This is a genomic window from Streptomyces sp. NBC_00667, from assembly GCF_036226825.1.
Classification (GTDB): domain Bacteria; phylum Actinomycetota; class Actinomycetes; order Streptomycetales; family Streptomycetaceae; genus Streptomyces.
On the sequence record NZ_CP109022.1, the window covers coordinates 6,274,351 to 6,300,195 of the forward strand.

Consider the following 25,845-nt stretch of genomic DNA (forward strand, 5'->3'; position numbering starts at 1 on the left):
GCCCGTGAACCCTTCCTGCCCGTTTCACGCCCGGACAGGGCCCGTGCAGGGCCCGGTAGGGCGCGAGCCGGGGTTAGGAGACGGCTTGGGAGCGCCGGACCGGCGGGCGGCGGGTGCGGGTCCAGGCGAGCAGCTCCGGCGCCGGCCAGGTGTTGACCACCCGGTCCGCCGTCACCCCGCACTCCACGGCCCGTTCGCAGCCCAGCAGCTGCCAGTCCAGCTGCCCGGGGGCGTGCGCGTCCGTGTCGACGGCGAACAGGGTCCCGGCCTCCACGGCCAGCCGCAGCAGCCGCCGCGGCGGGTCCAGCCGCTCCGGCCTGCTGTTGATCTCCACCGCCGTACCGGACTCCGCGCACGCCGCGAAGACGGCGGCCGCGTCGAACTCCGACTCCGGCCGGGTCCTCCCCGTCAGCAGGCGTCCGGTGCAGTGCCCCAGCACGTCCATCAGCGGGTTGCGCACCGCCGCCAGCATCCGCCGGGTCATGGCCGGAGCGTCCATGCGCAGCTTGGAGTGCACGGAGCCCACCACCACGTCGAGCCGGTCCAGCAGCTCGGGCTCCTGGTCGAGCGACCCGTCGGCGAGGATGTCGCACTCGATGCCGGTGAGCAGCCGGAACGGCGCCCACCCCGCGTTCAGTTCCGCCACCACGTCCAGCTGCTCGCGCAACCGCTCCGGCGAGAGCCCCCGGGCCACCTTCAGACTCGGCGAATGATCCGTCAGTACCGCCCACTCGTGCCCCAGCTCCATGGCGGTACGGCCCATGGCCTCGATGGGACTGCCGCCGTCGGACCACTCGGAGTGCAGATGGCAGTCCCCGCGCAGTGCCGCCCGCAGCGCACGGGCGGCCTCGGTGGCGGGCGGCCCCTCGGGGTGCGCCGCGACCTCGTCCTCCAGCTTGCGCAGGTAACCGGGGATCTCCCCGGCGAGCGCCTCCCGCACCACCTGGCCGGTCTTCGGCCCCAGCCCCTTCACGGCTTCCAGCGAACCGGCCGCCGCCCGCTCGGCCACCTCCTGCGGGCCGAGCCGCTCGACGACACCCGCAGCCGTGCGGAAGGCCTGCACCCGGTACGTCGGGGCCCGGCCGCGTTCCAGCAGGAAGGCGATGCGGTTCAGCGCCGCCACCGGGTCCATCGCGCACCTCCTGCGCCCAGTGTGGCAAGGGACGCCGGAGCGGGCACGTCGGAGATCAGAGTGCCAGCGGCGTCGTCAGGGAGGTCGTGAGGGTGAACAGGGCCCCGTCGGGGTCGCGCAGCGCCACCCACCGCTCCCGGGCGTTGGAGGTGATGTCCGAGACGCTGCGGCCGCCCATCGCGACGGCCGCGTCGATGGCCGGCTCCAGGCGCGGCACCCGGAAGTGGACGTGCCAGCGGGGCCGGCTGTGCGGGCTGTAGGAAGCCGCCTCCACCGGTCCGCTGTTCAGCCGGGCCACGGGCTCCCCGTCGTGGCGCAGCACCACCTGGTCCTCCTCGTAGGACACCTCGCAGCAGCCCGGGCGGCCGGTGGCCCACTCCAGCACTTCCCCGTAGAACAGCGCCGCGTCGAACGCGTTGCGGGTCCGCAGTTCCAGCCAGGCCGGGGCGGGGCCGCGGCCCACCCGCCAGTCGGGGGACACCGGGCCCTCCCAGATCCCGAACACCGCACCGTCCACGTCGGCCGCCATGGCGCCGCGGCCGCCGATCGGGAAGGAGACCGGGCCGACGGCCACCGTGCCGCTGCGCTCCCTGATGCGGCCCACCGCCACGTCCGCGTCGTCCACCGCGAAGTAAGGGGTCCAGGCGACGGGCACCGCCAGGTCCCCGGCGAGGGCGCCGATGCCGGCCACCGGAACCCCGTCGACCCGGGCCACGGAGAAGCCCTCGCCCAGGCGCGTCCGGCGGAAGCTCCAGCCCACCACGGCCGCGTAGAAACGTTGGGAGGCCTCCAGGTCACGGGCCATCAGGCTCACCCAGCAGGGTGCTCCGAAAACGTCCTTCGTCGAAATCTCCACCGCTTGTTCCGCCCTTCACCGCCACCGTGACCGCGCCGTCCGGTCACAAGAAGTAGCGCCCGAGCACCCTCGGTGGCGCGGAGGCGCGCCACTGCGGAGTCACCACCAATAGGCAGGGTACTTCGGGGCCTTTCGGCGGATACGGGAGCCGGCGTAACCGGTGAGGACCAGCAGGACCGTCGAACCGAACAGCAGCGGCACGAACCTGGCCGGCGCCGGGCTCTGGAGCACGACGATGACGGCGGTCGCACAGGCCGCGGAGTGCGGGGTCCGCGCGACGATGAGCAGGGCGAGGGTGATGCCCGCGGCGACGGCGGCCGCCCATGCGCTGCTGCCGGCCAGGGCGAGGGCGCCGTAGCCGACGGTCGCACCGAGCAGGTGCCCCAGCACCACACCGCGCGGCTGCGCGAGCGGCAGCGTGGGCGCGCTGTGCACGAGGGCGGCGCTGGCCGCGAGCGGCGGTATCAGCACCGGTTCGTGGATCATCGTGCCGATCGCCACGAGGGCCAGGAGTACGGTGGTGACGGCGCTGACGCTGTGGAAGGCCGCGGCCGGGGTCGGCCGCGCCGGAGCCCGGCCCGTCGGCACCCGGACCTGGCGGGACCGCTCGGGGACGACGGGCCCTGGCGGAGCGAAGCCGTCGGTGACGGGCGGGGTCGGGTACAGGGCGGTGTCGGAACTCATGTGGGGCAGGCGTTTTTCCGGTGCGGGCGGCCGGGCCGGGGTTCACGGCGCAAGGGCGGGGCGGGGGAGCGGTGGCCCGATCTTATCGGTCAGGCGTACGACACTGGTCGCCGGGGGCGGGCAAAGGCCGCATCAGCCACGAATGACCGGAACCGATCGTGTATGACTGCGGGGGTCACCGGGCACTCCCGTCGAGGGACGGGGGGACTCCCGCCGAGGAGCCGGGACTCCCGTTCAGGGACCAGGAAGGACGAACATGACCACGCGCTCGCACCTCGCCGGTGCCCCCACCGACCTGGACGCGGTCATCGCCGACGCCCCCGCCGACGCCACCGGCGCGCTCTGGCGGCTGACCGAGGCGGGGCGCGTACTGGACGCGAACCTCATCCGGCTGCCGTCCGGCGGGGCGATCGCCGAACACCGCGAACCGGCGCTCGACGTCCTGCTGGTCGTGGTCGAGGGCAGCGGCCGGCTCGACACCGAGAACGGTCCCCACGACCTGCGGCCCCACACCGCCGCCCTGCTGTCCAAGAACACCCGGCGCGCCCTCACCGCGGGCCCCGACGGCATCGCCTACCTCACGGTCCACCCCCGTCGCCCCGGCCTCGGCATCGGTACGCCGCCCGCCCCCGAGGGCGGTGAGACGGCCTGCCTCCTGCACCGCGTGTGCGCGCACTGCGGCCGGCTCGCCCCGGAACGGGACGCCCGCTTCTGCTCCCGCTGCGGCTCGGGCCTTCCCGACTGAACACGCCGCCCGGGTCCCGTCTCCCGGGCGCCCCCGGCCGTCCTCCCCGGCCCCCGTACGGCCTAAGGTCCACGTCATGACCGCCTTCACCGCCCTCGACCTCACCCGTACCGTCGGGGAAGCCGTCGCCGCCCTGCGCGAGGTCGCGGACCGCGACTGGTCCCGGCCGGCGGCAGGGCTGGAGTGGAGCTGCCACGACACCGCCGTCCACCTGGCCGGAGACCTGACGGCCTTCGCCGGGCAGCTGGCGTCCCGCGCGCCCGCGTCCTGGCTGCCGATCAGAGTCGGCGTCGCCCCCGGCACCACCCCCGGCCGCCTGACGGACCTCGTCGAGGCGAGCGGACGCGTGCTGGCGGCCACCGTCCTGGCGGCTCGCCCGGACGACCGCGCCTGGCACCCCGCCGGGGCGGCCGGCGCCGACGGGTTCGCCGCCATGGGCGCCACCGAGGTGCTGCTGCACACCCACGACATCCTGCACGGCCTCGGCGCCACCGGCTGGACCGGCTCCCCGCACACCAGCGCCCTGGTCCTCGACCGGCTCTTCCCGCACGCACCGCGCCCGGCCGGGGCGGACGCGTGGGACACGCTCCTGGCGGCCACCGGCCGGGCCGACCTCCCCGGCCTGCCCCGCCGGCGGCACTGGCGCTGGTACGCCGACCCCGTCCGCGGGAAGGGCGTCGTGCTGTGCGAGATCAGCCCCTCGGCCGCCGCCGACCTGCACACCGGCGGTAACGGCGGCTTCGTCTGGGCCGAGGACGGCCCGCCCGAGGGGACCAGGATCGCCGCCGGGATGCTGGGCCTGGCGCGCGAGGTCGGGGAGTACCACCCCGGCTGGGGCCCGTACGCCATCGTCCGCGAGGCCGACCGCAGGGCGATCGGCGGGATCGGTTTCCACGGCGCTCCCGACCCCGAGGGCCAGGCGGAGATCGGCTACGACCTCCTCCCCTCGGCCCGGGGCCGCGGGCACGCCACCGAAGCCCTGCGCGCCCTGGCCGGATGGGCCTTCGCGCAGCCCGGGCCGACCGCGCTGCGCGCCGTGGTCGACGTCGCCAACGCGCCTTCGCACGCCGTGGTCCGGCGGGCCGGTTTCGCACGGGACGGCTCCGCGGACGGCGCCGTTCACTACCTGCTGCGTCGCCCCTGAAAGCCCGGCCGGGGGGCCCGCCCGACCGGCCCGATTAACCCTGGTGGGGCCGTGTTCGGCAGGATGAGGGCATGACCGAGATCCGTACCCCCCGCCTCCTGCTCCGCCGCTGGACCGACGACGACCTCGTCCCGCTGTCGGAGATCAACGCCGACCCCGAGGTGATGCGCTGGATCGGTGACGGTTCCACGCTCGATCTGGACGAGACGGCCGACGCCATCGAGCGCTGGGAGGACGAGTGGGACGAGGAGGGTTTCGGCCAGTTCGCCGTCGAGCTGCTGGCCTCCGGTGAGCTGATCGGCGCCGTCGGTCTGACGGTGCCGGAGTGGCTGCCCGAGGTCATGCCCGCCGTGGAGATCACCTGGCGTCTGGGCCGGCCGTTCTGGGGACAGGGGTACGCCTCGGAAGCCGCGCAGGCCACCTTGGAGTTCGCCCTCCAGGACCGGGGGCTGGACCGGGTGATCGCGGTCAACCGGGCCGGCAACGAGGAGTCCGAGAACGTCATCCGCAAGCTGGGGATGGAGTCGGAGCGGCGGGTCGAGGCCCCCGGCACCGGAGCCCTGCTCGACGTCCACTTCATCGACCTGACCGAGTACGAGGCCTGAGGACGCCGCCCGATCCCCCAAGCATCCCTTTGGGATGTCATAAGAGCTGTTTATGGGGTCATAAGAAGGGGGCGGGTGTCTGGTTAGGGTGGCCTTAGCTTAGGGTTCACCTTGATCAGCCAGTTTGTCGGTCGAAGGGAACCCACACATGCCTCGCCCTCTGCGGGTAGCGATAGTCGGCGCCGGCCCCGCCGGTATCTACGCGGCCGACGCGCTGCTCAAGTCCGAGGCGGCCGCCGAACCGGGCGTCTCCATCGACCTCTTCGAACGGATGCCGGCACCCTTCGGCCTGATCCGCTACGGCGTCGCCCCCGACCACCCGCGCATCAAGGGCATCATCACCGCCCTGCACCAGGTGCTCGACAAGCCGCAGGTGCGCCTCTTCGGCAACGTCGACTACCCGAACGACATCTCCCTCGACGAGCTGCGCGCGTTCTACGACGCGGTGATCTTCTCGACGGGCGCCACCGCCGACCGCGAGCTGCGGATCCCCGGCGTCGAACTGGACGGCTCCTACGGCGCCGCCGACTTCGTCTCCTGGTACGACGGCCACCCGGACGTCCCGCGCACGTGGCCGCTGGAGGCCGAGAAGGTCGCGGTCCTGGGCGTCGGCAACGTCGCGCTCGACGTCGCCCGCATCCTCGCGAAGACGGCGGACGAACTGCTGCCGACGGAGATCCCGCCGAACGTCTACGACGACCTCAAGGCAAACAAGGCCCTCGAAGTGCACGTCTTCGGCCGTCGCGGCCCGGCGCAGGCGAAGTTCAGCCCGATGGAGCTCCGGGAACTGGACCACTCGCCGAACATCGAGGTCATCGTCAACCCCGAGGACATCGACTACGACGAGGGCTCGATCGCCGCCCGCCGCGCCAACAAGCAGGCCGACATGGTCGCCAAGACCCTGGAGAACTGGGCGATCCGCGACACCGGCGACCGCCCGCACAAGCTGTTCCTGCACTTCTTCGAATCGCCCGTCGAGGTGCTCGGCGAGGACGGCAAGGTCGTGGGCCTGCGCACCGAGCGCACGGAACTCGACGGCACCGGCAACGTCAAGGGCACGGGCCGCTTCACCGACTGGGACGTGCAGTCGGTCTACCGGGCCGTGGGCTACCTCTCCGACGAACTGCCCAAGCTGCCCTGGGACGTCGAGTCCGGCACCGTCCCCGACGAGGGCGGCCGGGTGATGGAGGCCGGGGCGCACCTGCCCTCGACGTACGTCACCGGCTGGATCCGGCGCGGACCCATCGGCCTGATCGGCCACACCAAGGGCGACGCGAACGAGACGGTGGCGAACCTGCTCGCCGACCACGCCGAGGGGCGGCTGCTCACCCCGGCCTCGCCGGCGCCGGAGGCCGTCGAGGCGTTCCTGGCGGAGCGGCAGGTCCGGTTCACCACCTGGGAGGGCTGGTACAAGCTGGACGCCGCGGAGAAGGCGCTCGGTGAACCGCAGGGCCGTGAGCGCGTGAAGCTGGTCGAGCGCGAGGACATGCTCGGCGCGAGCGGAGCGTAAGAGCCGAGGGACGGCACAGCGAGGGGGGCCCGCCGCCGGCGGGCCCCCCTCGCCGTGCCGGTGCGCGGATCAGTCCTTGATCGAGGTGATCTTGCGCGTCTTGAGGTCGGCCTGGACGTGGATCTCCGTGGTGTCGCCGCCGCCCCAGGTCAGGGTGACCGTGGCGTTCGTCTTGCCGGTCCCGCTGCCGGTCGAGTCGACCTTCCACTGGAGGGGCACGTTCTGGGCGCGCAGCACGCCGTTCGCGTGGTTCGCCTCCTCCCACTGCCTGAGCTCCTGCTGGAGGGGCTTGGAGAGGTAGGAGGCGCGGAGCTGGTCGGCCGTCTTGCCGTCACTGTCGTACACCGCGTCGATGTAGGAGCCGTAGAAGTCGGCGATACGGGTGAACGCGCCCTCGGGGCTGCCCGACACGGAGGGGAGTGCGGTTGCCGCCCGAATGGTGCCCGGGGCGGGCGCGGAGGCGGACGCATGGGTGACGAAGGTCAGGGAGAGCGCGGCCGCGGCGGCGGTCGCCGCGGTGGTGAGGGCAATGGCCGTGCGCTTGGTCAGAAGCTTGGACATATTTTCGTACCTTTCCCCGTGGTGCGAAACGCGCCGGTACGGTCCCCGGCGCTGCCCCGAAAGACCTCTCTCGGGCCACTTCGGTTCTCGCGCTGCGAAGAATGGCTGAAAATCCACCGGGCCGTGTCGAAGGATCCGGAATGCCGTCGGGTCCAGTGGGGTTCGGACAAAGGCGATACCCGAAACCCGCACTGCACTGGAGAGCTCATGAAGATCGGCATCATCGGCGCCGGCAACATCGGCGGCAACCTCACCCGTCGGCTCACCGCCCTCGGACACGAGGTCTCGGTGGCGAACTCCCGCGGACCCGAAACGCTGGCGGCGCTCGCCGAGGAGACCGGGGCCACGCCCGTCACGGTCGCGCAGGCGGCCCGCGGCGCGGAGGTCGTCGTGGTCACCGTCCCGCTCAAGAACGTGCCCGACCTGCCCGCCGGGCTCTTCGACGGCGCGGCGGAGGGCTTCGCCGTCATCGACACGGGCAACTACTACCCCCGGGAGCGGGACGGCCGCATCCCCGGCATCGAGGACGAGGGGCTGACCGAGAGCCGCTGGACCGAAAGCCACCTGGGCCACCCGGTCGTCAAGGCCTTCAACGGCACCTACGCCGTCGACATCCTGGAACGGCACCGGCCGGCCGGCGCCCCCGACCGGATGGCGCTGCCGGTCGCCGGCGACGACGAGGCGGCGAAGAAGACCGTACGGGCGCTCATCGACGAGCTCGGCTTCGACACCGTCGACGCGGGCGGCATCGACGATTCCTGGCGTCAGCAGCCCGACACCCCGGTGTACGGCCTGCGCGCGGGCGTCGACGCCGTCACCAAGGCGCTCGCGGAGGCCTCGCCGGAGAGGCCGGCGGCCTTCCGCGGCTGAATATCTGTTGCCGCCGGTACAGAAATCCGGCGAATGCCGGTGAAGGTTCACGGCGTTGGGAATGAAAACGCGGAAACCTTCCGTGCCTGAGGGTCTGCACTGTGCTACGGTCAGCGCAGTTGCAGTTGTGGTTCCCAAAAACTTTATTCCGATGCTTTTCGGACGGGGCAATCATTACTTCAACACCGGTTCCCGCACAGTGTGGGTCCGGGTACAGCCCCGAAGGAGAAACTCATATGGCATCTGGCACCGTGAAGTGGTTCAACGCGGAAAAGGGCTTCGGCTTCATCGAGCAGGACGGTGGCGGCGCTGACGTGTTCGCCCACTACTCGAACATCGCCACCCAGGGCTTCCGTGAGCTTCAGGAAGGCCAGAAGGTGAACTTCGACGTCACGCAGGGCCAGAAGGGCCCCCAGGCCGAGAACATCGTTCCCGCCTGACGCAACCTTGGCGTGTGACCGACGTGGGGGCCCGCACCGTGAGGTGCGGGCCCCCACGCGTTGCCGGGGCCTTGATGCGGGATGCGTTCCGCCCCGCGCGGACGTTCCGCCCCGCCGGGGCGGAGGGGCAGACTGTGCGCCGTGACGATATTGAGCAAAGGCGCCAACCTGCCCGTCGGGTCATCCTCCGTCAGAGCCGTGCTCGGCTGGTCGGCCGGGCCCGGGGTACCGGACGTGGACGCGTCGGCACTCCTGCTGACGGGCGGTGGGCGGGTCCGCTCCGACGGCGACTTCGTCTTCTACAACCAGCCGCGGCACGCCTCGGGCTCCGTACGCCACCTCGGTAAACAGCCCGGCGCGGACGCGCTCGACGTCGATCTGGCCGCCCTGGAGCCGGAGATCGAGCGGGTCGTCCTGTGTGCCTCCGCCGACGGCGGCAGCTTCGGCCGGGTCCCGGGGCTGCACCTGCGGCTGCTCGACGCGGCGTCCGGGGCCGAGCTCGCCCGCTTCGACATGACCGCCGACACCGAGACGGCGTACATCAGCGGCGAGCTCTACCGGCGCGCGGGCGCCTGGAAGTTCCGGGCGGTCGGGCAGGGGTACGCGAGCGGTCTGGCCGGACTGGCGACCGACTTCGGCATCACCGTGGACGATCAACCGCCCGCACCGGCTCCCGCACCGGCTCCCGCACCGGCTCCCGCTCCCGCTCCCGCACCGACACCGGCGCCGGCCCCGATGCCGGCCCCCGCGCGCGAGCCCGTGCGCGCGGCCGCCGTCCGGATGGTCAAGGGCGAGGAGCAGCTGCCCACCGAGATGCGCGAGCGCCTCTCCCTGCGCAAGCAGCAGGTGGCCGTCAGCCTGACCAAGAGCGGCGCCGCCGAAGTCAGCGCCCGGGTCATCCTCGTGCTCGACGCGTCGGGCTCGATGTCCACCCTGTACTCGCGCGGCACGGTGGCCGGGGTGGTGGAACGGATGGCCGCCGTCGCGGCGCAGCTCGACGACGACGGCGAGATGCAGGCCTGGACCTTCGCCACCCATCCCGCCCGGCTGCCCGACCTCACGATCGCCGGGCTCCCCGAATGGCTGCGCCTGCACGTGCGGGTCGGCCAGATGAGCCTCTTCGGCCGGAACAAGCCGGCCAAGGGACTGCTCCCGGGTCAGGTCGACATGCGTGCGGTCGGCTTCCAGAACGAGGAGCAGCGGGTCATCGCCGAGGTGCGCGCCTACGTACGCGACCATCCGGTCCCCGCCCCCACCCTCGTCCTGTTCTTCTCCGACGGCGGTGTCTACCGCAACGACGAGATCGAGCGGGAGCTCCGCGCGGCCGTCGAGGAGCCCGTGTTCTGGCAGTTCGTCGGCCTCGGCAGGGCCGGGTTCGGCGTGCTGGAACGGTTCGACACCATGCCCGGACGCCGTGTCGACAACGTCGGCTTCTTCGCCGTGGACGACATCGACCGGATCTCCGACCCGGAACTCTACGACCGCCTGTTGTCGGAGTTCCCGTCCTGGATCCGCGCCGCCCGAGAGGCGGGCATCCTGCGCTGACCGGGCCACTTGCCGTCAACCCCCTGGCCCACGCAGTGGAGTTGCCGTCGCCGCGTGAGCGTTCCGATTGGTCTGGACCCTTGACCGTCCGGCTGGTCCAGACCAATCATGGGGCGTCCGCCCGTTCGCTCGCGCCCCACCGGGAGCTTCGATGAGACGACGTCCACGCCCCGTTCACTCCTTACTCGCCGCCTTCGCCACCCTCGCCGCTTCGGCCGGCCTGGTGCTCGGAGCGGGCAGTGGCGCCGCGCACGCGGCGACGCCACTGCCGGCCCACGTGTTCGCCCCGTACTTCGAGGCGTACTCCTCGGACAGCCCCGCCGACCTCGCGCAGAAGTCCGGTGCGAAGTACCTGACCATGGCCTTCGTGCAGACCGAGGCCAAGGGTTCCTGCACCCCGTACTGGAACGGGAGTACCGCACAGCCCGTCTCCGCGTCCGTCTTCGGCGCCGACTTCGCCACGATCCGTTCGCGCGGCGGGGACGTCATCCCCTCGTTCGGCGGCTACGCGGCCGACAACGGCGGGACCGAGATCGCCGACAGCTGCACCAACGTGGACTCCATCGCGGCCGCGTACGAGAAGGTCATCACCACCTACGACATCACCCGCCTGGACATGGACATCGAGGACAACTCGCTGACCAACAAGGCGGGCATCGACCGCCGCAACCAGGCGATCAAGAAGGTGCAGGACTGGGCCGCCGCGGGCGGACGCCCCCTCCAGGTCTCCTACACCCTTCCCACGACCACGAGCGGCCTGGCGAGCAGTGGCCTGGCCGTGCTCAAGAGCGCAAAGACGGCGGGCGCGCAGGTCGACGTCGTCAACCTCATGACCTTCGACTACTACGACGGCGCCACGCACCACATGGCCGACGACACCCGCACTGCCGCCGAAGGCCTTCACGACCAGCTCGCCACCCTCTACCCGGGCAAGACCCCCGCCCAGCTCTGGGGGATGATCGGCGTCACCGAGATGCCCGGCATCGACGACTACGGCCCGGCCGAGACGTTCACCACCGCCGACGCGACGGCCGTCTACGACTGGGCCACGGCCAAGGGCATCAACACCCTCTCCTTCTGGGCCCTCCAGCGCGACAACGGCGGCTGCCCCGGGACCGGGGGATCCGACACCTGCTCGGGCATCGCCCAGGACCCGTGGTACTTCACCCACACGTTCGCCCCCTTCACGGGCGGCGGCGGACCCGTCGTGGACGACTTCTCCCTGTCGGTCACCCCGGGGTCGGCTTCCGTCGCCCCCGGCGCCACGGCCACCGCGACGGTCGCCACGGCCGTCGTCTCCGGCGCCGCACAGCCCCTCACCCTGACCGTCACCGGAGCCCCCGCCGCGGTGACCGCCACCCTCAGCCCCGCCACCGTCACGGCGGGCGGCTCCGCCCGGTTGACGGTCGCCGTCGGCGCCTCGGCCGCGCCCGGCCGCTACCCGCTGACCGTGACCGCCACCGGGGGCCGGCTCGTCCACTCGACCGGCTTCACCCTGACCGTCCCCGGACCGGGCGGCGACAGTGGGGCACTGGTCAACGGCGGCCTGGAGAGCGGCTCTCTCGCGCCGTGGACCTGCGAGAGCGGGGGCGCCGTCGTCACCACCCCCGTGCACGGGGGTGCGTATGCCCTCAAGGCCTCGCCGACCTCCGCGCAGAGCGGCGAGTGCACGCAGACCCTGACCCTCGCGCCCCACACCGCCTACACCCTCAGCGGCTGGGTCCAGGGCAGCTACGCCTACCTCGGCGTGCGCGGCGGGGCCAACGGCAGCACGTGGACCAGCTCGGCCGGCTGGACCGAGCTGGACGTGCCGTTCACCACCGGCGCCTCCGGTGCGGTCACCGTCTACCTGCACGGCTGGTACGGACAGGGCGCGGTCCACGCGGACGACCTCGTGGTGGGCCCGCAGCCCTGACGGCTAGTCTCGGCCGGGCCCGGGTGCGTACCCGGGCCCGGAAGGGCGGCGACATGACGGACGGCACCACCAACGGCACGGACGACGGGGTGCGCGTGCTGCGCGCGGCCGGCCGGCCGGCGGCTCCTTGGAAGAACGGCGGCGGAGTCACCAGGGAGATCGCCGTCCGGCCCGAGGGCGCCGGCATGGAGGAGTTCCTCTGGCGGGCCAGCCTCGCCGACGTGAGCGCCGACGGGCCGTTCTCCGCGTTTCCCGGAGTGGACCGCACGCTCACCCTCGCCGAAGGCGCGGGCATGGACCTGACGATCGGTGGCGTACGACGCCTCGTGGACGAACGCTTCGCCCCGCAGCGCTTCCCCGGCGACCGGCCCACGCAGTGCCGGCTCCTCGGGGGGCCCGTCGTGAACTTCAACGTGATGTACCGCAGGGAGGCCGTGGAGGCCGAAGTCGCCGTCGTACGCGGCGATGTGGTGCTCGCCGTACCGCCCCGCGCGACCCTGCTGGTCGTGGCACTGGACGCTCCGGCGTTGCTCGGCGGCTCCCACCGGCTGGGCCCCTACGACGCCGCCTTGGTCACCGGTCCGGGCAACCGCGCGCTCCGCGCCGACGGCCACACGGCCGTGGTCCGGCTGACCCCGCACCCCTGATGACCGCATGCCGGAACGGGGCGGATTTGCGGGGACGGTGCGGGCCGGTTTCTGTTCTACGCTGACCCGCATGGTGAAGCAACAGCGTGGCCAGGCCACTGTCGACCTGGTCCTGAACTCCGCGCTGCGGGTGTACGCGGAGGCCGGACAGCAGGGTTTCACCGTCAACGCCGTCACCAAGGCCAGCGGGGTGAGCCTCGGCAGCCTGTACCACCACTTCGGCAGCTTCGACGGCCTCGCGGCCGCCCTCTACACCCGCTGCATGGGCGAGCTGTTCGAGCAGATGATCGCCGCCCTGCTCCGCACGCGGACGGCACGCACCGGCGTCCGCGCGCTGGTCCGGTCGTACCTGCGCTTCACCGAGGAACACCGGGACGCCGCGCTCTTCCTGCACGCCTCGGCCTACTCCGGCTACCTCGCCGTCCACGCCGAGGAGATCTCCGCCGCGAAGTCCGTCATGCTCCAGCCGATGGCGCAGTGGTTCGGTGCCCGCGTGGCGAAGGGCGAGATCGCCACGATGCCCGGTCCGGTGATCGAGGTGCTGGTCATGGGGCCGGTCGCGGAGACCGCCCGGCGCTGGCTGTCCAGCACGTACGAGATCGACCTGGACGAGGCCGCCAAGCTGCTGCCCGACAGCATCTGGCGCTCCCTGCGCCCGCAGTGAGGTGATGCGCGCCTCGGGCCACTGGGGCCCGGAGCGCGCATCCGGTCAGCAAGGCCGCACGTTTCAGTGGAACAGCATGGAGGCGTCGCCGGCGGCCGTGGTCACCGAGCCCGGACACAGGAAACTGCCCGAGACCTTGGTCGCCGTGAAGGCCTGGTTCACGTACCGGCGTGTGGAGCCGTCACGGTTCCACACGATGTTGGTCGCCTTGAACCGGCAGGAGATGAAGCTCATCTTGCCGTTGATGTCGATGGCGTCCGTCCTCGCGACACCGCTCGCGTCGTCGAAGGTGAACGCCGGGTTGTTGTTGAGGGAGGCGGTGATGCCGCCCCCGCAGGACAGATTGCCGCCGGGGGCGTTGATGCCGCTCCGGTCGACGGTCAGGGCGCCGGGCGGGACGGCGCTGGTGGGGGCGTTCGTCCAGCTGCAGGTGTTGCCCGAGACGACGATGACGCCGTCCACCTTCTGGTCGGCGGTGGGGCCGAGGGCCAGAGCCGTCGTGGATCCGCCGAGGACCACCGCGGCGACCAGCGCGGTGACGCCCGGCCAGGTCGGGAACTTCCTCATGTCGCTCCTCCTTGCCACGTACCTGTGGGGGTGTACGGGCGGGGCCCGGAGGGCCGCGCCACAGTGCGTCCGGCCGCCGCGGGTGGGGGGTACCCGGGGACGGCCGGGGGAGAGAGCTTTCGCGCCTGGACCGGAGACCGCCCGGAGGACCGGTGCGGTCGGTCACGCACGCGTTCGCGCACACGGTCACGTGCACGTTCACGGAAGGTCGCACAGGGGTCTTGAAATGTCAGGCCCATGCCAAGGATTTGGCCGGATGGCGCCACTTGGCGGGAGTTCGCCCCGGGTCGGACGGGGCTTGTGCGGCACACGAGCGAGTCACGACCGGCCACTCGCACACTTGCCCCATCCGCTACCGCCTACATGTCAACCCGCCGGCGCGTCAGTCGCCGGGGCAGCACCCTCGGGGGAACAGTGATCAGTCGTAGGACCGTCGTCCGGGCAGGCGTGGCCGCCACCAGCATCATCGGAACCGGTGGCATGCTGCTGCCGGTCGTGAACGCCGCCGCGGACGAGCCGCGCGCCGCCGGAGCCGAGCTCGACCCGGCCGGCATAGCGAAGTTCACGCAGCGGATGCCGCTGGCGCCGGTGCTCCAGCCGTACCTCACCACGAGCACCACCAGCTACTACCGGATGTCCTTGAAGGAAGCCTCCAAGGAGGTCGTGCCGGGACTGACCACCAAGCTGCGCACCTTCAACGGCTCCTTCCCCGGCCCCGTCATCAAGGCCGAGTCGGGCCGCCGGGTCGTGGTCAAGCAGACCAACTCGCTGGACGTGCCCACCTCGATCCACCTCCACGGCGCCCACGTCCCGCAGGACAGCGACGGTTCCCCGATGGACCTCATCGCGGCCAAGGGCGGCACCAAGACCTACACGTACCCCAACACCCAGCCGCACGCGAACCTCTGGTTCCACGACCACGCCCACCACATGGAGTCGGAGAACGTCTTCCGCGGCATGACGGGCACCTACATCCTCACCGACGACACGGAACGCCGGCTGGGCCTGCCGTCCGGCAGCTACGACATCCCCGTCTCGCTGCGCGACGCCCGCTTCACCGACACCGGTGAACTGGTCTACGAAATGGGCGACTTCCGGCACCGCAACGTCATCCTCGCCAACGGAAAGGCCTGGCCCTACTTCGAGGTCGCGGCGCGCAAGTACCGGCTGCGCTTCACCAACACCGCCAACCAGCGGTTCTTCGGCCTGAGCCTCGCGGACGACTCGGAGCTCGTGCTGATCGGCACCGACGGCGGCCTGCTGACCGCCCCGTACCGCACCGACACGGTGTCCATCTCCCCGGGCGAGCGGGCCGACGTCGTCATCGACTTCTCCCGCTACCCCGTCGGCACCACCATCGAGCTCCGCAACAAGCACATCGACCGTGACGAGCCGGCCAACGAGATCGGGGCGGTCCTCCAGTTCCGCGTCACCCGTTCCGCGCGCGACGACAGCGTGGTCCCGGCGCAGCTCAGGACGCTCCCGCCGCTGCCCACCGCCACAGTCGACCGCAGCTTCGAGATGCGGATGGACGAGACCGGCGCCCCGAGCAGCATGGCGTACATCAACGGCAAGACGTACGACATGAACCGGATCGACACCGAGATCGCCTACGGTGCGACTGAGATCTGGACCGTCCGCAACGCCAACCAGTACGCGCCGCACAACTTCCACATGCACCTGGTGCAGTTCCGGGTGCTGGAACGCAACGGCCAGGCGGTGACCGAAGGCCCGGAGACCGGGCTCAAGGACACCGTGCCGCTGAAGCCGGGCGAGACGGTGAAGATCCAGGCGACCTTCACCGGGTACCGGGGCACGTACGTCTACCACTGCCACCTGTTCGACCACGGGGCGATGGGCATGATGGCGAACATGCGCATCTCCTGACCCGGACGCGGTCGCTGCCGCTCGGCACGGTCGCTCGGCGCGGTGACCCGGCGCGGCCGTTCAGGCCGCGCCGGAGGACGCCTTGCGGCCCAGGACGGCCCAGGCGCGCACACCCAGCGTGAGGGAGCCGTCCGGCCGGGACGGCAACGCAGCGCGCAGGGCCGTGCGCAGCCGCTCCCGCTCGGGCGGGGCGAGGGCCGCCACGTAGCCGGGGGCGGGTCCCTGGCCGGCCAGGAACGGCTCCCACAGGTCGGCGAACGAGGCGAACTCGGCCCTCACCCCGATCGGGGCGACGTGCACGCCGTCCAGCCCCGCCGCCGTCCACAGCGCGCGCAGTTCCTCCGGGCGGCACAGCGGGAAGCGGCGGCGCTCGTCGACGGCGGCCGCTGCCGGATCCATTGGCGCGGCCGCTTCCCAGAAGCGGTACAGGAGTTCCATGCCCTCGGCGTAGTCCCACACGTAACAGGCGACGAGCCCGCCCGGGCGCGCCGCACGCGCCGCCTCGGCGACCGCGGCGCCCGGTGCGGGGAGGAAGTTGAGGACGAGGGCGCTCACCACGGCGTCGAAGGCTGCGTCGCGCACGGGCAGCGAGAGCGCGTCGGCGAGCACGAACCGGGCCGGCGGCGCCACGGCGGCGCGCGCCGCCGTGAGGAAGCCGGCGGAACGGTCGGCGCCCACGACCAGGCGCGGGCGGGCCCGCCGGGCCACCGAGGAGGTCAGGGCGCCCGTGCCGCAGCCGGCGTCCAGCCACACCGCGCCCTCCGCGACGCCCAGCCAGTCCACGAACCGGTCGGCCACGAGGCGGCTCCAGCGCCCCATGTACCTTTCGTAGGCTTCTCCCGCGGCCCAGACGTCGAACCTCTGCTCCGTCATACGACCACGATGGCGCACCGCGTGCCCGCAGGGCGTCAGGACGGACTGTGTCGGGCGCGAGGTCAGCCCGCGGCGGGCACCCCGTCGAGTTCCCAGGCGTGACGCTTGAACTCCCGGGCGAAGCCGGGGTGGTCCTCCCACTGACGGGCGATGCCGCGCAGAACGTCCCAGTGGTGTTCCACCGACTGGTCGATGACGCGGCGGACGGCGGGCTCGGCCCCGGCCCGCTTCTCGATGAGGCCCTTGACCGCGGACGCCTCCAGCACCGCGTTGCGCAGGGCGCGCAGGGCCCGGGAGGTGTCGTCCATCGCGAAGCCGTTCTCGCTGCCGGTTTCGGCGGCGAACAGCGGGGTGAGGCGCGCCTCGATGAACGCGGTGATCCGCGTGAAGTGCTGAACGTCCATGGGGGCTCCATCTCCTGCCACGCGGCCACACCGCGGCCCGGCATCTCTCGGTACTTCGGCCGTCCCACCCTAGTGGGGCGGCCGGGGCGGACGGGAGCGGGGAGCCCACAACAAAAAACCCCGGACCTCAATGGCGGCCGGGGTGATTCTCTGCGTATATTGGTTATTTCACGTAGACCCATATGGCACTGCAAGGGGAAACGTGAAGCATCTTTACGTGGACACTGTATCGCGTCAGGAGTGGAATTGTCAACCGAGGAATTCCGGAATGAGCAGCAATTCATCACCGGGCTCTACGCACGCCTCGACGACCTGCGTGACCAGGCCGAACGCGCCGTCCGGAGCGCGCTCGCGGAACCGGGAAGCGGGTTGCAGGCGCGCCTGGAGCGCGATGTGCTGGTCGCCGAGCAGTCGGGGCTGCTTTCCGCTCTGAACTCCGGGGAGAACGGCCTGTGTTTCGGCCGGCTGGAGTTCTCCGACGGCCGGGACCACCACATCGGCCGCATCGGAATCAGGCAGGACGACCAGGACCGCACCCCCCTCGTCCTCGACTGGCGGGCCGAGGTCGCCCGCCCCTTCTACCTCGCCACCGGCCACACCCCCATGGGACTGCGCCGGCGCCGCCACCTCACCACCCGGGGCCGTGAGGTCACCGCACTGCACGACGAGATCCTGGACCTCACCGACACCGAACGCACCGGCCACGAAGGGGCCGACGCGGACGCCGTCCTGCTCGCCGCCCTCGACGCCGCCCGGACCGGGCGGATGCACGACATCGTCGAGACCATCCAGGCCGAGCAGGACCGGATCATCCGCTCCCCGCACGCCGGCGTCCTCGTGGTGGAAGGGGGCCCCGGCACCGGCAAGACCGCGGTCGCCCTGCACCGCGCCGCCTACCTCCTGTACGCGTACCGCGAGCTCCTCGCCAAGCGCGGTGTGCTGATCGTCGGCCCCAACCCGGCGTTCCTCGGCTACATCGGCGAGGTCCTGCCCTCCCTCGGCGAGACGGGCGTGCTCCTCGCCACGGTCGGCGAGCTCTTCCCCGGCGTGCACGCCACCCGCACCGACCGCCCCGGCGCCGCGGCCGTGAAGGGCCGCGCGGCGATGGCCGGGGTACTCGCCCGGGTAGTCGGCGACCGGCAGGCGCTGCCGGAGACCGTCCCGGCGGGCAGCGGCGAGGACACCTCCGTGGTCCCCGAACCGGCCCTGGAGATCGACCACGACGACTACGGGACTCTGCTCCTGGACCGGACGATGGCCCACGAGGCCCGCGACCGGGCCCGCGGCACCGGGCTCCCGCACAACCTGGCGCGGCCCTACTTCGCGTTCCGCGTCATCGACGCGCTCACCGAGCAGCTCGCCGACCGGCTCGGCGCGGACCCGTACGGCGGACCCAACCTGCTGGGACCCGACGACATCGCCCAGCTCGGCAAGGAGATCGCCACCAGCCCCGAGGTGCACGCGGCCATCGACACCCTCTGGCCGCCCCTCACCCCCGAACAACTGGTCACCGACTTCCTGGCGGACCCCACGTACCTGGACGCCGCCGACGCCGAGTTGATCCGGCGGCCCGCGACGGAGACCGGCTGGACACCCGCGGACATCCCGCTGCTCGACGAGGCCGCCGAACTGCTCGGCGAGGACGACAGCGCGCGGCGCGCCGCCGAGGAGCGGGAACGGCTGGAGCGCATCGCGTACGCGCAGGGCGTCCTGGACCTCTCGCAGGGCTCGGAGTCCTACGAGTTCGAGGACACCGAGAACGAGTACCTGGCCGCGCACGACATCATCGACGCGGAGCGCATGGCCGAGCGGCACGAGGAGGCCGACCACCGCAGCGCCGCCGAGCGCGCGGCCGCCGACCGTACCTGGGCCTTCGGCCACGTCATCGTCGACGAGGCCCAGGAGCTGTCCGCGATGGCGTGGCGGCTGCTGATGCGGCGCTGCCCGACCCGCTCCATGACCCTGGTCGGGGATCCTGCGCAGACGGGTGACGAGGCGGGCTGCGGCTCCTGGAAGCGCATCCTCGCCCCGTACGTCGGCAACCGCTGGGAGCTGGTGCGGCTCGGCGTGAACTACCGTACGCCCGCAGAAGTCATGGACGTCGCCTCCGCCGTGCTCCGCGCCCGCCACCCCGGCTTCGAGCCGCCCCGCTCGGTGCGGTCCACGGGCGTGCGTCCGTGGTCGCGGGCGGCGGACGACCTCCCCGCCGCGGTCGCCGGGGCGGTGCGCGCCGGCACCCCGGCGGAGGGCCGCCTCGCGGTCATCGCCCCACGCCCGCTGCACGAGGCCCTGGCCGCGGCGCTGCCCGGCGTACGGGCCGGTGCGGAACCGGACCTCACCCACGAGGTCGTGCTCCTCGACCCGCGCCAGGCCAAGGGGCTGGAGTTCGACACGGTGCTCGTCGTGGAGCCGGCGGACATCGCGCCGAGCGACCTGTACGTGGCGCTGACCCGCGCGACGCAGTCCCTCGGTGTCCTCCACACCGGGCCCCTCCCCGAGGAACTGGGGGAGCAGCTGCTGCCGATGTGAGGCGGACGCCCCCGGGGGAGTACGGGCCCTGGCCCCGACGGCCCCGCGCGGTGATCATAGGAGGGCGCCGGCCCACCGGGCCCGCCCGCACCACTGGTTACAGGAGGCCGTGTGTCCGCAGAGTCCAGCTACGCGTACGGGGTCCACGAAGTGCCGCTGCTCGGCGACACGATCGGCGAGAACCTGGACCGCACCGCGCGCAGGTTCCCCGAGCGCGACGCCCTCGTCGACATGGCCACCGGACGCCGCTGGACCTACGCCGAACTGGCGGCGGACGTCGACGCCCTCGCCCTCGGCCTGCTGGACCTCGGCATCACCAAGGGCGACCGGGTCGGCATCTGGGCGCCCAACCGCCCCGAATGGACGCTGGTCCAGTACGCGACCGCCAAGATCGGGGCGATCCTGGTCACGGTGAACCCCGCCTACCGCTCGCACGAGTTGGAGTACGTGCTGCGGCAGTCGGGGATCCGGCTGCTCGCCGCCGCCGACCGGTTCAAGACCTCCGACTACGCGGCCATGATCGAGGAGGTGCGCCCGCGCTGCCCGGAGCTGGAGCACGTCGTCCTGCTGGAAGGCGACCTGTGGGCCTCCCTGCTGGAGCGCGGCCGGCAGGGCGAAGCGGCCCGACTGGAGCGGGCGCGGGCGGCGCTGAGCCCCGACGACCCCATCAACATCCAGTACACCTCCGGGACCACCGGCTTCCCCAAGGGGGCGACGCTGTCCCACCACAACATCCTCAACAACGGGTTCTTCGTCGGGGAGTTGTGCCACTACACCGAGCAGGACCGGGTCTGCGTCCCCGTTCCCTTCTACCATTGCTTCGGGATGGTGATGGGCGCTCTGGCCTGTACGAGCCACGGCGCGGCGCTCGTCATCCCGGCGCCCTCGTTCGACCCCGCGGCCACCCTGGCGGCCGTGGAGGCCGAGTCGTGCACCTCGCTGTACGGCGTGCCGACGATGTTCATCGCCGAACTCGCCGACCCCGGCTTCGCCGCGTACGACCTCTCCAGCCTCCGGACCGGCATCATGGCCGGCTCCCCGTGCCCCGTCGAGGTGATGAAGGAGGTCATCGACAAGATGGGCATGACGGAGGTCTCCATCTGCTACGGCATGACGGAGACCTCACCGGTGTCGACGCAGACCCGCGCGGACGACTCCGTCGGACGCCGGGTGTCGACCGTGGGCCGTGTCGGCCCCCACCTGGAGGTCAAGGTGGTCGATCCGTCCTCCGGGCGGACCGTCCCGCGCGGGGAGCCGGGCGAACTGTGCACCCGGGGCTACTCCGTCATGCTCGGCTACTGGGGCGAGCCCGAGCGGACCGCCGAAGCCGTCGACGCGGCACGCTGGATGCACACCGGCGACCTGGCCGTCATGGACGAGGACGGCTACCTGAGCATCACCGGCCGGATCAAGGACATGGTGATCCGCGGCGGCGAGAACATCTACCCGCGCGAGATCGAGGAGTTCCTCCACGGACACCCGGACGTCCTGGACGTCCAGGTCATCGGCGTCCCCGACGCGAAGTACGGTGAGGAGCTGATGGCGTGGGTCCGGATGCGCGAAGGCGCAGAGCCGCTGACCGCCGAAGCCGTCCGCGCGTACTGCGGGGGCCGCCTCGCACACTTCAAGATCCCGCGCTACGTCCACGTCGTGGACGAGTTCCCGATGACCGTCACCGGAAAGATCCGCAAGGTCGAGATGCGCGAGGCGGCCACCCGCCTCCTCGCGACCGACTGAGCGGGCAGCGTCAGCGAGGGGCCTTCGGGCCCTTTTCCCGCACCGAGTTGCCCGTCACCGTGCCGTCGCTCCCGGAGAGGGTGACGTCGTGCCTGACCCCGTCCGGGCCGAGGACCACGGCGTCCCACGCGCTCGCCCCGCCCTGTTCCACGACCACGCGCAGCGACTCCACCTTGCCGCCCGACACGGCTCCCGCCGCCTTGTCCACGGCCTGGGTGGCGGGCAGCGAGGGCAGCGGCGCGGGAGCGGCCGGCTTCGCGCCGCCGCCTTCCCGGCCCGGCCGCCGCCACCCGGGTGCGCCGTCTTCCGTGCCGCGGCCTCCCCTCGGGCCGTCGGCGTGGGGCCCCGCCTGCGCCCGGCCGGCCTTCGGACCGTCACCCCGGCCGTGCTCCCGGGCGAAGGACGCGTGCCCCTCCCGCTCCTCGTGCCGGTGCTCCGCGACCGCCACGGCCGCCGCCGCGCCGCCGACCAGCACCACCAGCCCGAGGGCCACCCCACGCGTACGCCCCTGCCGGGTCAGCCGGACGAGCCTGCCGCGACGGCCGGCCGGCGAGGCGTCCGCCGGCACCGCTTTCGCCTCACCGGCGTCCGCGGGCCGGTCGTCGGAAGGCTGGGGAGTGGACTGGGTCATGTGAGTGCTCCTCGCGTACTCCGGGCGCTCCGCCCGGCAGGGCAGATCGTGCGCCGCGCATCCTGAAGCTGCGCTGAAGCGAGCTGAAGACCTCTTCAGCAACCGCGCGGGGCGACCTGCGAACCTTGACCCCATGCGCGTACTGGTGGTCGAGGACGAACGGCGGCTGGCCGCCGCCCTGCAGCGGGGGCTCGGAGCCGAAGGGTTCACGGTGGACGTCGCCCACGACGGCACCCGAGGGCTGTGGCTGGCCGCCGAGCACGACTACGACGCCATCGTGCTCGACATCATGCTTCCGGGCCTGAACGGCTACCGGGTCTGTGCCCGGCTGCGCGCGGCGGGCTGCGAGTCGGGGATCTTGATGCTCACCGCGAAGGACGGCGAGTACGACGAGGCCGAAGCCCTGGACACCGGCGCGGACGACTTCCTGTCCAAGCCGTTCTCCTACGTCGTCCTCGTGGCCCGGCTGCGCGCGCTGGTCCGGCGCACCGGCCGCCGCCGCCCGCACACGATGACCTTCGGTGACCTGGTGGTCGACCCGGCCGCGCAGCGGTGTACGCGAGGCCGGGCCGAAGTGCGCCTGACCTCGCGGGAGTTCGCCGTCCTGGAGTACCTGGCCCGGCGGGCCGGGGAGGTGGTGCCCAAGCGCGAGATCCTGGAGAACGTGTGGGACGCCGCCTACGACGGTGACCTGAACGTCGTGGAGGTGCACGTCAGCGCCCTGCGACGGAAGATCGACGCACCCTTCGGGCGGGCCGCGGTGGAGACGGTGCGCGGCGCCGGTTACCGGCTGGCGGCCGACGGTGGCTGAGCGGACGTCCCGCCCCGGCGCCGGGCTGCGCGCGCGGGCCCTTGCGCTGCGCCGGCTCCTGGCGGGCGGCCCGCGGCCCCGTTCCGTACGCGCCCGGGCGACGCTCGGGGCGTCCGCCGTGGTCGCCGTCGCCCTCGGGGCGGCCTCCTTCGCGCTGCTCGGACTGCTCCACGGCAACCTGGTGCGCAGTGCCCAGGCCGACGCGGAGCGGCAGGCGGTGGCCACCGCGGGGATGGCGGCGGGAGGCCGGCTGGACCCCGTGCTGGCCGCCGGGCGGGGAACGGACTTCCTCCAGGTGGTGGACGCCGGGGGCCGGGTGCTGGCGGCGAGCCCCAACCTGGTGGGGCGTCCCGCCCTGTCCGGGGTCCGCCCCGCACGGCCCGGAACGGTCCGCGACACGTGGAACGGCCGTCCGGTGCGCGAGGAGCACCGCCAGCGCGTCGTACAGGTCACCACCGCCACCGCGTCGGGGCTGGTCACCGTCTACGCGGGCACCTCGCTGCGGCAGGCCGACGCCGCCGGGGACATGATCACCGCCGCGCTGGCGGTCATGGTGCCGCTGCTCGTCCTGACCGTGGCCCTCGTCACCTGGCGCGTGACCGGCTGGGCACTGCGGCCCGTCGAGGCGATCCGCGCGGAGATGGCGGAGATCGGCGAGCGCGACCTGCACCGCCGGGTGCCCGTGCCGCCGAGCCAGGACGAGGTGGCCCGGCTGGCGGTGACGGTGAACGCGGCCCTGGACCGGCTCGAAGCCGCAGGGATCCGGCAGCGGCAGTTCATCGCGGACGCCTCGCACGAACTGCGCAGCCCCATCACGGTGCTCCGTACCCAACTGGAGGTCGCGCAGGCGCACCCCGACCCCGCCTCGTGGGGCGAGTTGGTCGGCGGCGCGCTGGAGGACACGGTCCGGCTGCAGGACCTGGCGGCGGACCTGCTCCTGCTGGCGCGCCTGGACACCGCCGAGCCGGCTCCGGCCGCCCCGGTCGACTTCACCGCGGTCGCCCGGGAGGCGGCGCGCCCGCGCGGGGGCGACCGGGTCCCGGTGGAGGCGGAGCTCGCGCCGGGGGTGACCGTGCGCGGCAGCACCCTGTGGCTGTCCCGGCTCGTCAGGAACCTGCTGGACAACGCGCAACGTCACGCCGCGGGGCGGGTGTCGCTGTCCCTACGGGTGGACGAGCAGCGCGGCGTCGCGGTGCTGGAGGTGTCCGACGACGGGCCCGGCATCGCGGAGGCGGACCGGGAACGGGTCTTCGAACGCTTCACCCGGCTCGATGACGCCCGCAGCCGGGACGAGGGAGGGTCGGGCCTGGGCCTGGCGATAGCCCGCGACATCGCCTCCGGGCTGGGCGGCTCCCTCTGGGTCCACGACGCCCCCGGGGGCGGCGCCCGCCTGGTGGCGACGCTGCCGCGGACGCCTAGGCGGTCTCTTTCGGATCTTGCCTGACCCGCAAGATCCGAAAGAGACCGCCTAGCGCCGGCGGGGTGCGCCGTTGACGAGGAGCGCGTCGGTGATCAGGCGGACGCCCCGGGCCAGACGGGCGAGTTGGTCGAGTTCGACGGCGTACATCCGGATGGTGTTCTCGATGACGGACTCGGCGACGCCCAGGGAGGGCAGCTCGGCCCGGCAGGTTTCCAGGGCCACCCGCACGGCGCGTATCTCGTGCTGGAGCTGGATGCGCGCGTGCCGGGTGAGGAGGACGGGATGGCGGTTGAACGTCGAGTACGCCGCGTACCGGGCCGGCAGCAAGTCGCGCAGCCAGCGGATGGCGGTGCGTTCCCAGTCGTGACTTCCGGGGGCCTTGACCTGACAGGGCCAGTCCGGGCTGAGGGTGACAGAGGCCGTCTGGGGCATTCTCGTCGCTTCCGAGTGGTGTCGAACTCTGATCGAGAGGGGGTGGGCGGCCTCGACCCAGGGGTTGATCGAGGCCGCCACGGCGGTCTACGGGATCCGAAAGCCCGGATCGTGTACCCGGAAGCGGGCGTGAGGAGGAGTCGCTCGCTGCTGGGTGCTCGCTCGGGAGGGCGTGGGGTCGCTCTCCCCGGCATCTGGTGGATTCCGGCCGCGCCTCAGTAAACATATATACCGTCGAGTAAGCAAGCGTATGAAAAAATTCATGCGGCTCTCGCGTGAACGTTCCTATCCGGAAAAGGAGCGCCCGCTTCCGCGCTAGAGGAAGAATCCGTGCAGGTCAGCGGCCTGCTCGTACCCTTCGAGGCGCACCTGCGTCCGCTCCGGGTCCGCATCCGCCATGGCCTGCAGCAGGGCCGCCGACAACACCCCGGGCGCCGCGTAGGAGTCGAACACCAGCCGCGATCCGGTGCCCGCGGTGAGTACCACGTCCGCCTCCTCCACCAGGGGACCCAGCGTCGGATCGGTGATCAGCACGACGCGCAGACCGGCGCTGCGGGCCGTCCGCACCGCGGCGAGGGTCTCCTTCGCGTGCCGGGGCATGGCGAAGGCCAGCACCCAGGTGCCGCCCGCCGCACGGGCCTGGAGCAGCGCGTCGTAGGCGACGCTGCCACCGCTCGTCACCAGGCGCACGTCGGGGTGGATGCGCCGGGCCGCGTAGGCGAAGTACTCCGCGAGGGAGACGGAGATGCGCAGACCGAGCACGGTGAGGGGGACCGACTGGGCCAGGTCACGGCCGATGTCCAGGATCCGGTCGGTGTCGGCCAGCAGCCTGCGCACGTTCTCCAGGTTCTCGATCTCCGCGTCCACCGCCGCCTGGAGCTCGTTGTGACGGATCTGCTCCCGGCTCTCCTGATGGCCGGCCACCGCGTTCAGCGCGATCGGCTGCAACACCTCGCGCAGGGCGGGATAGCCGCTGAAACCCAGCGACGCCGCGAAGCGGGTCACGGAGGGCTGGCTCACCCCGACCCGTTCCGCGAGTTCGGTGATCGACAGGAACGCGGCCTCGGTGAGGTGGTCGATCAGATACTGGGCGATCCGCCGCTGACCGGGGGACAGGGGGTGCCCGTCGAACAGCGCCCGGACCCGGTCGGCGGGGGCACGCTCGTGCTCCGCGGCCTGTCCGCCAGGCGTGATGGCGGCCGCCTGAGCGCGTTCCTGCTGCCCCGATGACACCGA

General features: G+C 72.3%; 25 protein-coding genes. 15 read left to right on the top strand and 10 right to left on the bottom strand.

Going from position 1 to position 25,845, the window contains the following annotated elements; all coding sequences use genetic code 11:
• Nucleotides 1-73 precede the first annotated feature (73 nt).
• The 3 genes from OHA81_RS28535 to OHA81_RS28545 all read right to left on the bottom strand — a co-directional run bounded on the left by OHA81_RS28535 (nt 74) and on the right by OHA81_RS28545 (nt 2,672).
• On the bottom strand, nt 74-1,132 hold the full coding sequence (locus OHA81_RS28535; RefSeq protein WP_329200595.1) for a PHP domain-containing protein: 1,059 nt from the start codon (nt 1,130-1,132) through the stop codon (nt 74-76).
• Between the two features lie 55 nt (nt 1,133-1,187).
• Complete coding sequence (locus OHA81_RS28540; protein ID WP_329202587.1) at nt 1,188-1,937, bottom strand: VOC family protein; 750 nt, start codon at nt 1,935-1,937, stop codon at nt 1,188-1,190.
• A gap of 150 nt (nt 1,938-2,087) precedes the next feature.
• Nucleotides 2,088-2,672, bottom strand: coding sequence for an HPP family protein (locus OHA81_RS28545; protein ID WP_329200597.1), 585 nt, complete (start codon nt 2,670-2,672; stop codon nt 2,088-2,090).
• Between the two features lie 256 nt (nt 2,673-2,928).
• Here OHA81_RS28545 and OHA81_RS28550 point away from each other — a divergent pair, with 256 nt between their 5' ends.
• The 4 genes from OHA81_RS28550 to OHA81_RS28565 all read left to right on the top strand — a co-directional run bounded on the left by OHA81_RS28550 (nt 2,929) and on the right by OHA81_RS28565 (nt 6,676).
• Nucleotides 2,929-3,417, top strand: coding sequence for a hypothetical protein (locus OHA81_RS28550; RefSeq protein WP_329200599.1), 489 nt, complete (start codon nt 2,929-2,931; stop codon nt 3,415-3,417).
• A 76-nt stretch (nt 3,418-3,493) separates the two neighbouring features.
• Nucleotides 3,494-4,561, top strand: a complete 1,068-nt coding sequence (locus tag OHA81_RS28555; RefSeq protein WP_329200601.1) for a GNAT family N-acetyltransferase — start codon at nt 3,494-3,496, stop codon at nt 4,559-4,561.
• Nucleotides 4,562-4,632: 71 nt separating this feature from the next.
• Nucleotides 4,633-5,166 carry a GNAT family N-acetyltransferase gene (locus tag OHA81_RS28560; protein ID WP_329200602.1) on the top strand — a complete coding sequence of 178 codons (534 nt, stop codon included), beginning with the start codon at nt 4,633-4,635 and terminating at the stop codon, nt 5,164-5,166.
• Between the two features lie 148 nt (nt 5,167-5,314).
• Nucleotides 5,315-6,676 carry an FAD-dependent oxidoreductase gene (locus OHA81_RS28565; protein ID WP_329200604.1) on the top strand — a complete coding sequence of 454 codons (1,362 nt, stop codon included), beginning with the start codon at nt 5,315-5,317 and terminating at the stop codon, nt 6,674-6,676.
• 69 nt (nt 6,677-6,745) lie between these two features.
• Here OHA81_RS28565 and OHA81_RS28570 read toward each other — a convergent pair whose 3' ends face one another.
• Nucleotides 6,746-7,237 carry a hypothetical protein gene (locus tag OHA81_RS28570; protein WP_329200606.1) on the bottom strand — a complete coding sequence of 164 codons (492 nt, stop codon included), beginning with the start codon at nt 7,235-7,237 and terminating at the stop codon, nt 6,746-6,748.
• Between OHA81_RS28570 and OHA81_RS28575 the strand changes: the two genes are divergently transcribed.
• The 6 genes from OHA81_RS28575 to OHA81_RS28600 all read left to right on the top strand — a co-directional run bounded on the left by OHA81_RS28575 (nt 7,145) and on the right by OHA81_RS28600 (nt 13,318).
• Complete coding sequence (locus tag OHA81_RS28575; protein ID WP_329200608.1) at nt 7,145-8,107, top strand: NADPH-dependent F420 reductase; 963 nt, start codon at nt 7,145-7,147, stop codon at nt 8,105-8,107. The two genes, OHA81_RS28570 and OHA81_RS28575, sit on opposite strands and share 93 nt — an antisense overlap.
• A 236-nt stretch (nt 8,108-8,343) precedes the next feature.
• Nucleotides 8,344-8,547: a cold-shock protein gene (locus OHA81_RS28580; RefSeq protein WP_030228921.1), complete on the top strand. Its 204-nt coding sequence runs from the start codon at nt 8,344-8,346 to the stop codon at nt 8,545-8,547.
• A 150-nt stretch (nt 8,548-8,697) separates the two neighbouring features.
• Nucleotides 8,698-10,092, top strand: coding sequence for a VWA domain-containing protein (locus OHA81_RS28585; RefSeq protein ID WP_329202589.1), 1,395 nt, complete (start codon nt 8,698-8,700; stop codon nt 10,090-10,092).
• A gap of 151 nt (nt 10,093-10,243) precedes the next feature.
• The gene (locus tag OHA81_RS28590) at nt 10,244-12,007 is read left to right on the top strand and encodes a glycosyl hydrolase family 18 protein (RefSeq protein ID WP_329200610.1); all 1,764 of its coding nucleotides are present in this window, start codon (nt 10,244-10,246) and stop codon (nt 12,005-12,007) included.
• 53 nt (nt 12,008-12,060) lie between these two features.
• Nucleotides 12,061-12,654 carry a HutD/Ves family protein gene (locus OHA81_RS28595; RefSeq protein WP_329200612.1) on the top strand — a complete coding sequence of 198 codons (594 nt, stop codon included), beginning with the start codon at nt 12,061-12,063 and terminating at the stop codon, nt 12,652-12,654.
• Nucleotides 12,655-12,724: 70 nt separating this feature from the next.
• A complete protein-coding gene (locus tag OHA81_RS28600) occupies nt 12,725-13,318 on the top strand; it encodes a TetR/AcrR family transcriptional regulator (RefSeq protein ID WP_329200614.1) in 594 nt (197 codons plus the stop codon).
• A gap of 63 nt (nt 13,319-13,381) precedes the next feature.
• On the opposite strand, the gene OHA81_RS28605 is transcribed toward OHA81_RS28600, so the two are convergent.
• Nucleotides 13,382-13,885, bottom strand: a complete 504-nt coding sequence (locus OHA81_RS28605) for a hypothetical protein (RefSeq protein ID WP_329200616.1) — start codon at nt 13,883-13,885, stop codon at nt 13,382-13,384.
• Between the two features lie 447 nt (nt 13,886-14,332).
• On the opposite strand from OHA81_RS28605, the gene OHA81_RS28610 reads away from it, so the two are divergent.
• Nucleotides 14,333-15,772: a multicopper oxidase family protein gene (locus tag OHA81_RS28610; protein WP_329200618.1), complete on the top strand. Its 1,440-nt coding sequence runs from the start codon at nt 14,333-14,335 to the stop codon at nt 15,770-15,772.
• A gap of 60 nt (nt 15,773-15,832) precedes the next feature.
• On the opposite strand, the gene OHA81_RS28615 is transcribed toward OHA81_RS28610, so the two are convergent.
• Nucleotides 15,833-16,645, bottom strand: a complete 813-nt coding sequence (locus tag OHA81_RS28615; RefSeq protein ID WP_329200620.1) for a class I SAM-dependent methyltransferase — start codon at nt 16,643-16,645, stop codon at nt 15,833-15,835.
• A 62-nt stretch (nt 16,646-16,707) separates the two neighbouring features.
• Nucleotides 16,708-17,049, bottom strand: coding sequence for a hypothetical protein (locus tag OHA81_RS28620; protein WP_329200622.1), 342 nt, complete (start codon nt 17,047-17,049; stop codon nt 16,708-16,710).
• A gap of 246 nt (nt 17,050-17,295) precedes the next feature.
• Between OHA81_RS28620 and OHA81_RS28625 the strand changes: the two genes are divergently transcribed.
• Together OHA81_RS28625 and OHA81_RS28630 are read left to right on the top strand one after the other, a co-directional pair.
• Nucleotides 17,296-19,578 carry a HelD family protein gene (locus tag OHA81_RS28625; RefSeq protein WP_329200624.1) on the top strand — a complete coding sequence of 761 codons (2,283 nt, stop codon included), beginning with the start codon at nt 17,296-17,298 and terminating at the stop codon, nt 19,576-19,578.
• Nucleotides 19,579-19,689: 111 nt separating this feature from the next.
• Nucleotides 19,690-21,315 carry an AMP-binding protein gene (locus tag OHA81_RS28630; RefSeq protein WP_329200626.1) on the top strand — a complete coding sequence of 542 codons (1,626 nt, stop codon included), beginning with the start codon at nt 19,690-19,692 and terminating at the stop codon, nt 21,313-21,315.
• A 10-nt stretch (nt 21,316-21,325) separates the two neighbouring features.
• Here OHA81_RS28630 and OHA81_RS28635 read toward each other — a convergent pair whose 3' ends face one another.
• On the bottom strand, nt 21,326-21,946 hold the full coding sequence (locus OHA81_RS28635; RefSeq protein ID WP_329200628.1) for a hypothetical protein: 621 nt from the start codon (nt 21,944-21,946) through the stop codon (nt 21,326-21,328).
• Between the two features lie 133 nt (nt 21,947-22,079).
• Between OHA81_RS28635 and OHA81_RS28640 the strand changes: the two genes are divergently transcribed.
• Both OHA81_RS28640 and OHA81_RS28645 read left to right on the top strand, forming a co-directional pair.
• The gene (locus OHA81_RS28640; RefSeq protein WP_329200630.1) at nt 22,080-22,757 is read left to right on the top strand and encodes a response regulator transcription factor; all 678 of its coding nucleotides are present in this window, start codon (nt 22,080-22,082) and stop codon (nt 22,755-22,757) included.
• Nucleotides 22,758-22,815: 58 nt separating this feature from the next.
• On the top strand, nt 22,816-24,201 hold the full coding sequence (locus OHA81_RS28645) for a sensor histidine kinase (RefSeq protein ID WP_443056801.1): 1,386 nt from the start codon (nt 22,816-22,818) through the stop codon (nt 24,199-24,201).
• Nucleotides 24,202-24,225: 24 nt separating this feature from the next.
• Here OHA81_RS28645 and OHA81_RS28650 read toward each other — a convergent pair whose 3' ends face one another.
• Entirely contained in the window at nt 24,226-24,609 is a 384-nt protein-coding gene (locus OHA81_RS28650; RefSeq protein WP_329200634.1) for a hypothetical protein, read from the bottom strand.
• A gap of 315 nt (nt 24,610-24,924) precedes the next feature.
• The gene (locus tag OHA81_RS28655) at nt 24,925-25,842 is read right to left on the bottom strand and encodes a MurR/RpiR family transcriptional regulator (RefSeq protein WP_329200636.1); all 918 of its coding nucleotides are present in this window, start codon (nt 25,840-25,842) and stop codon (nt 24,925-24,927) included.
• Between the last annotated feature and the right edge of the window lie 3 nt (nt 25,843-25,845).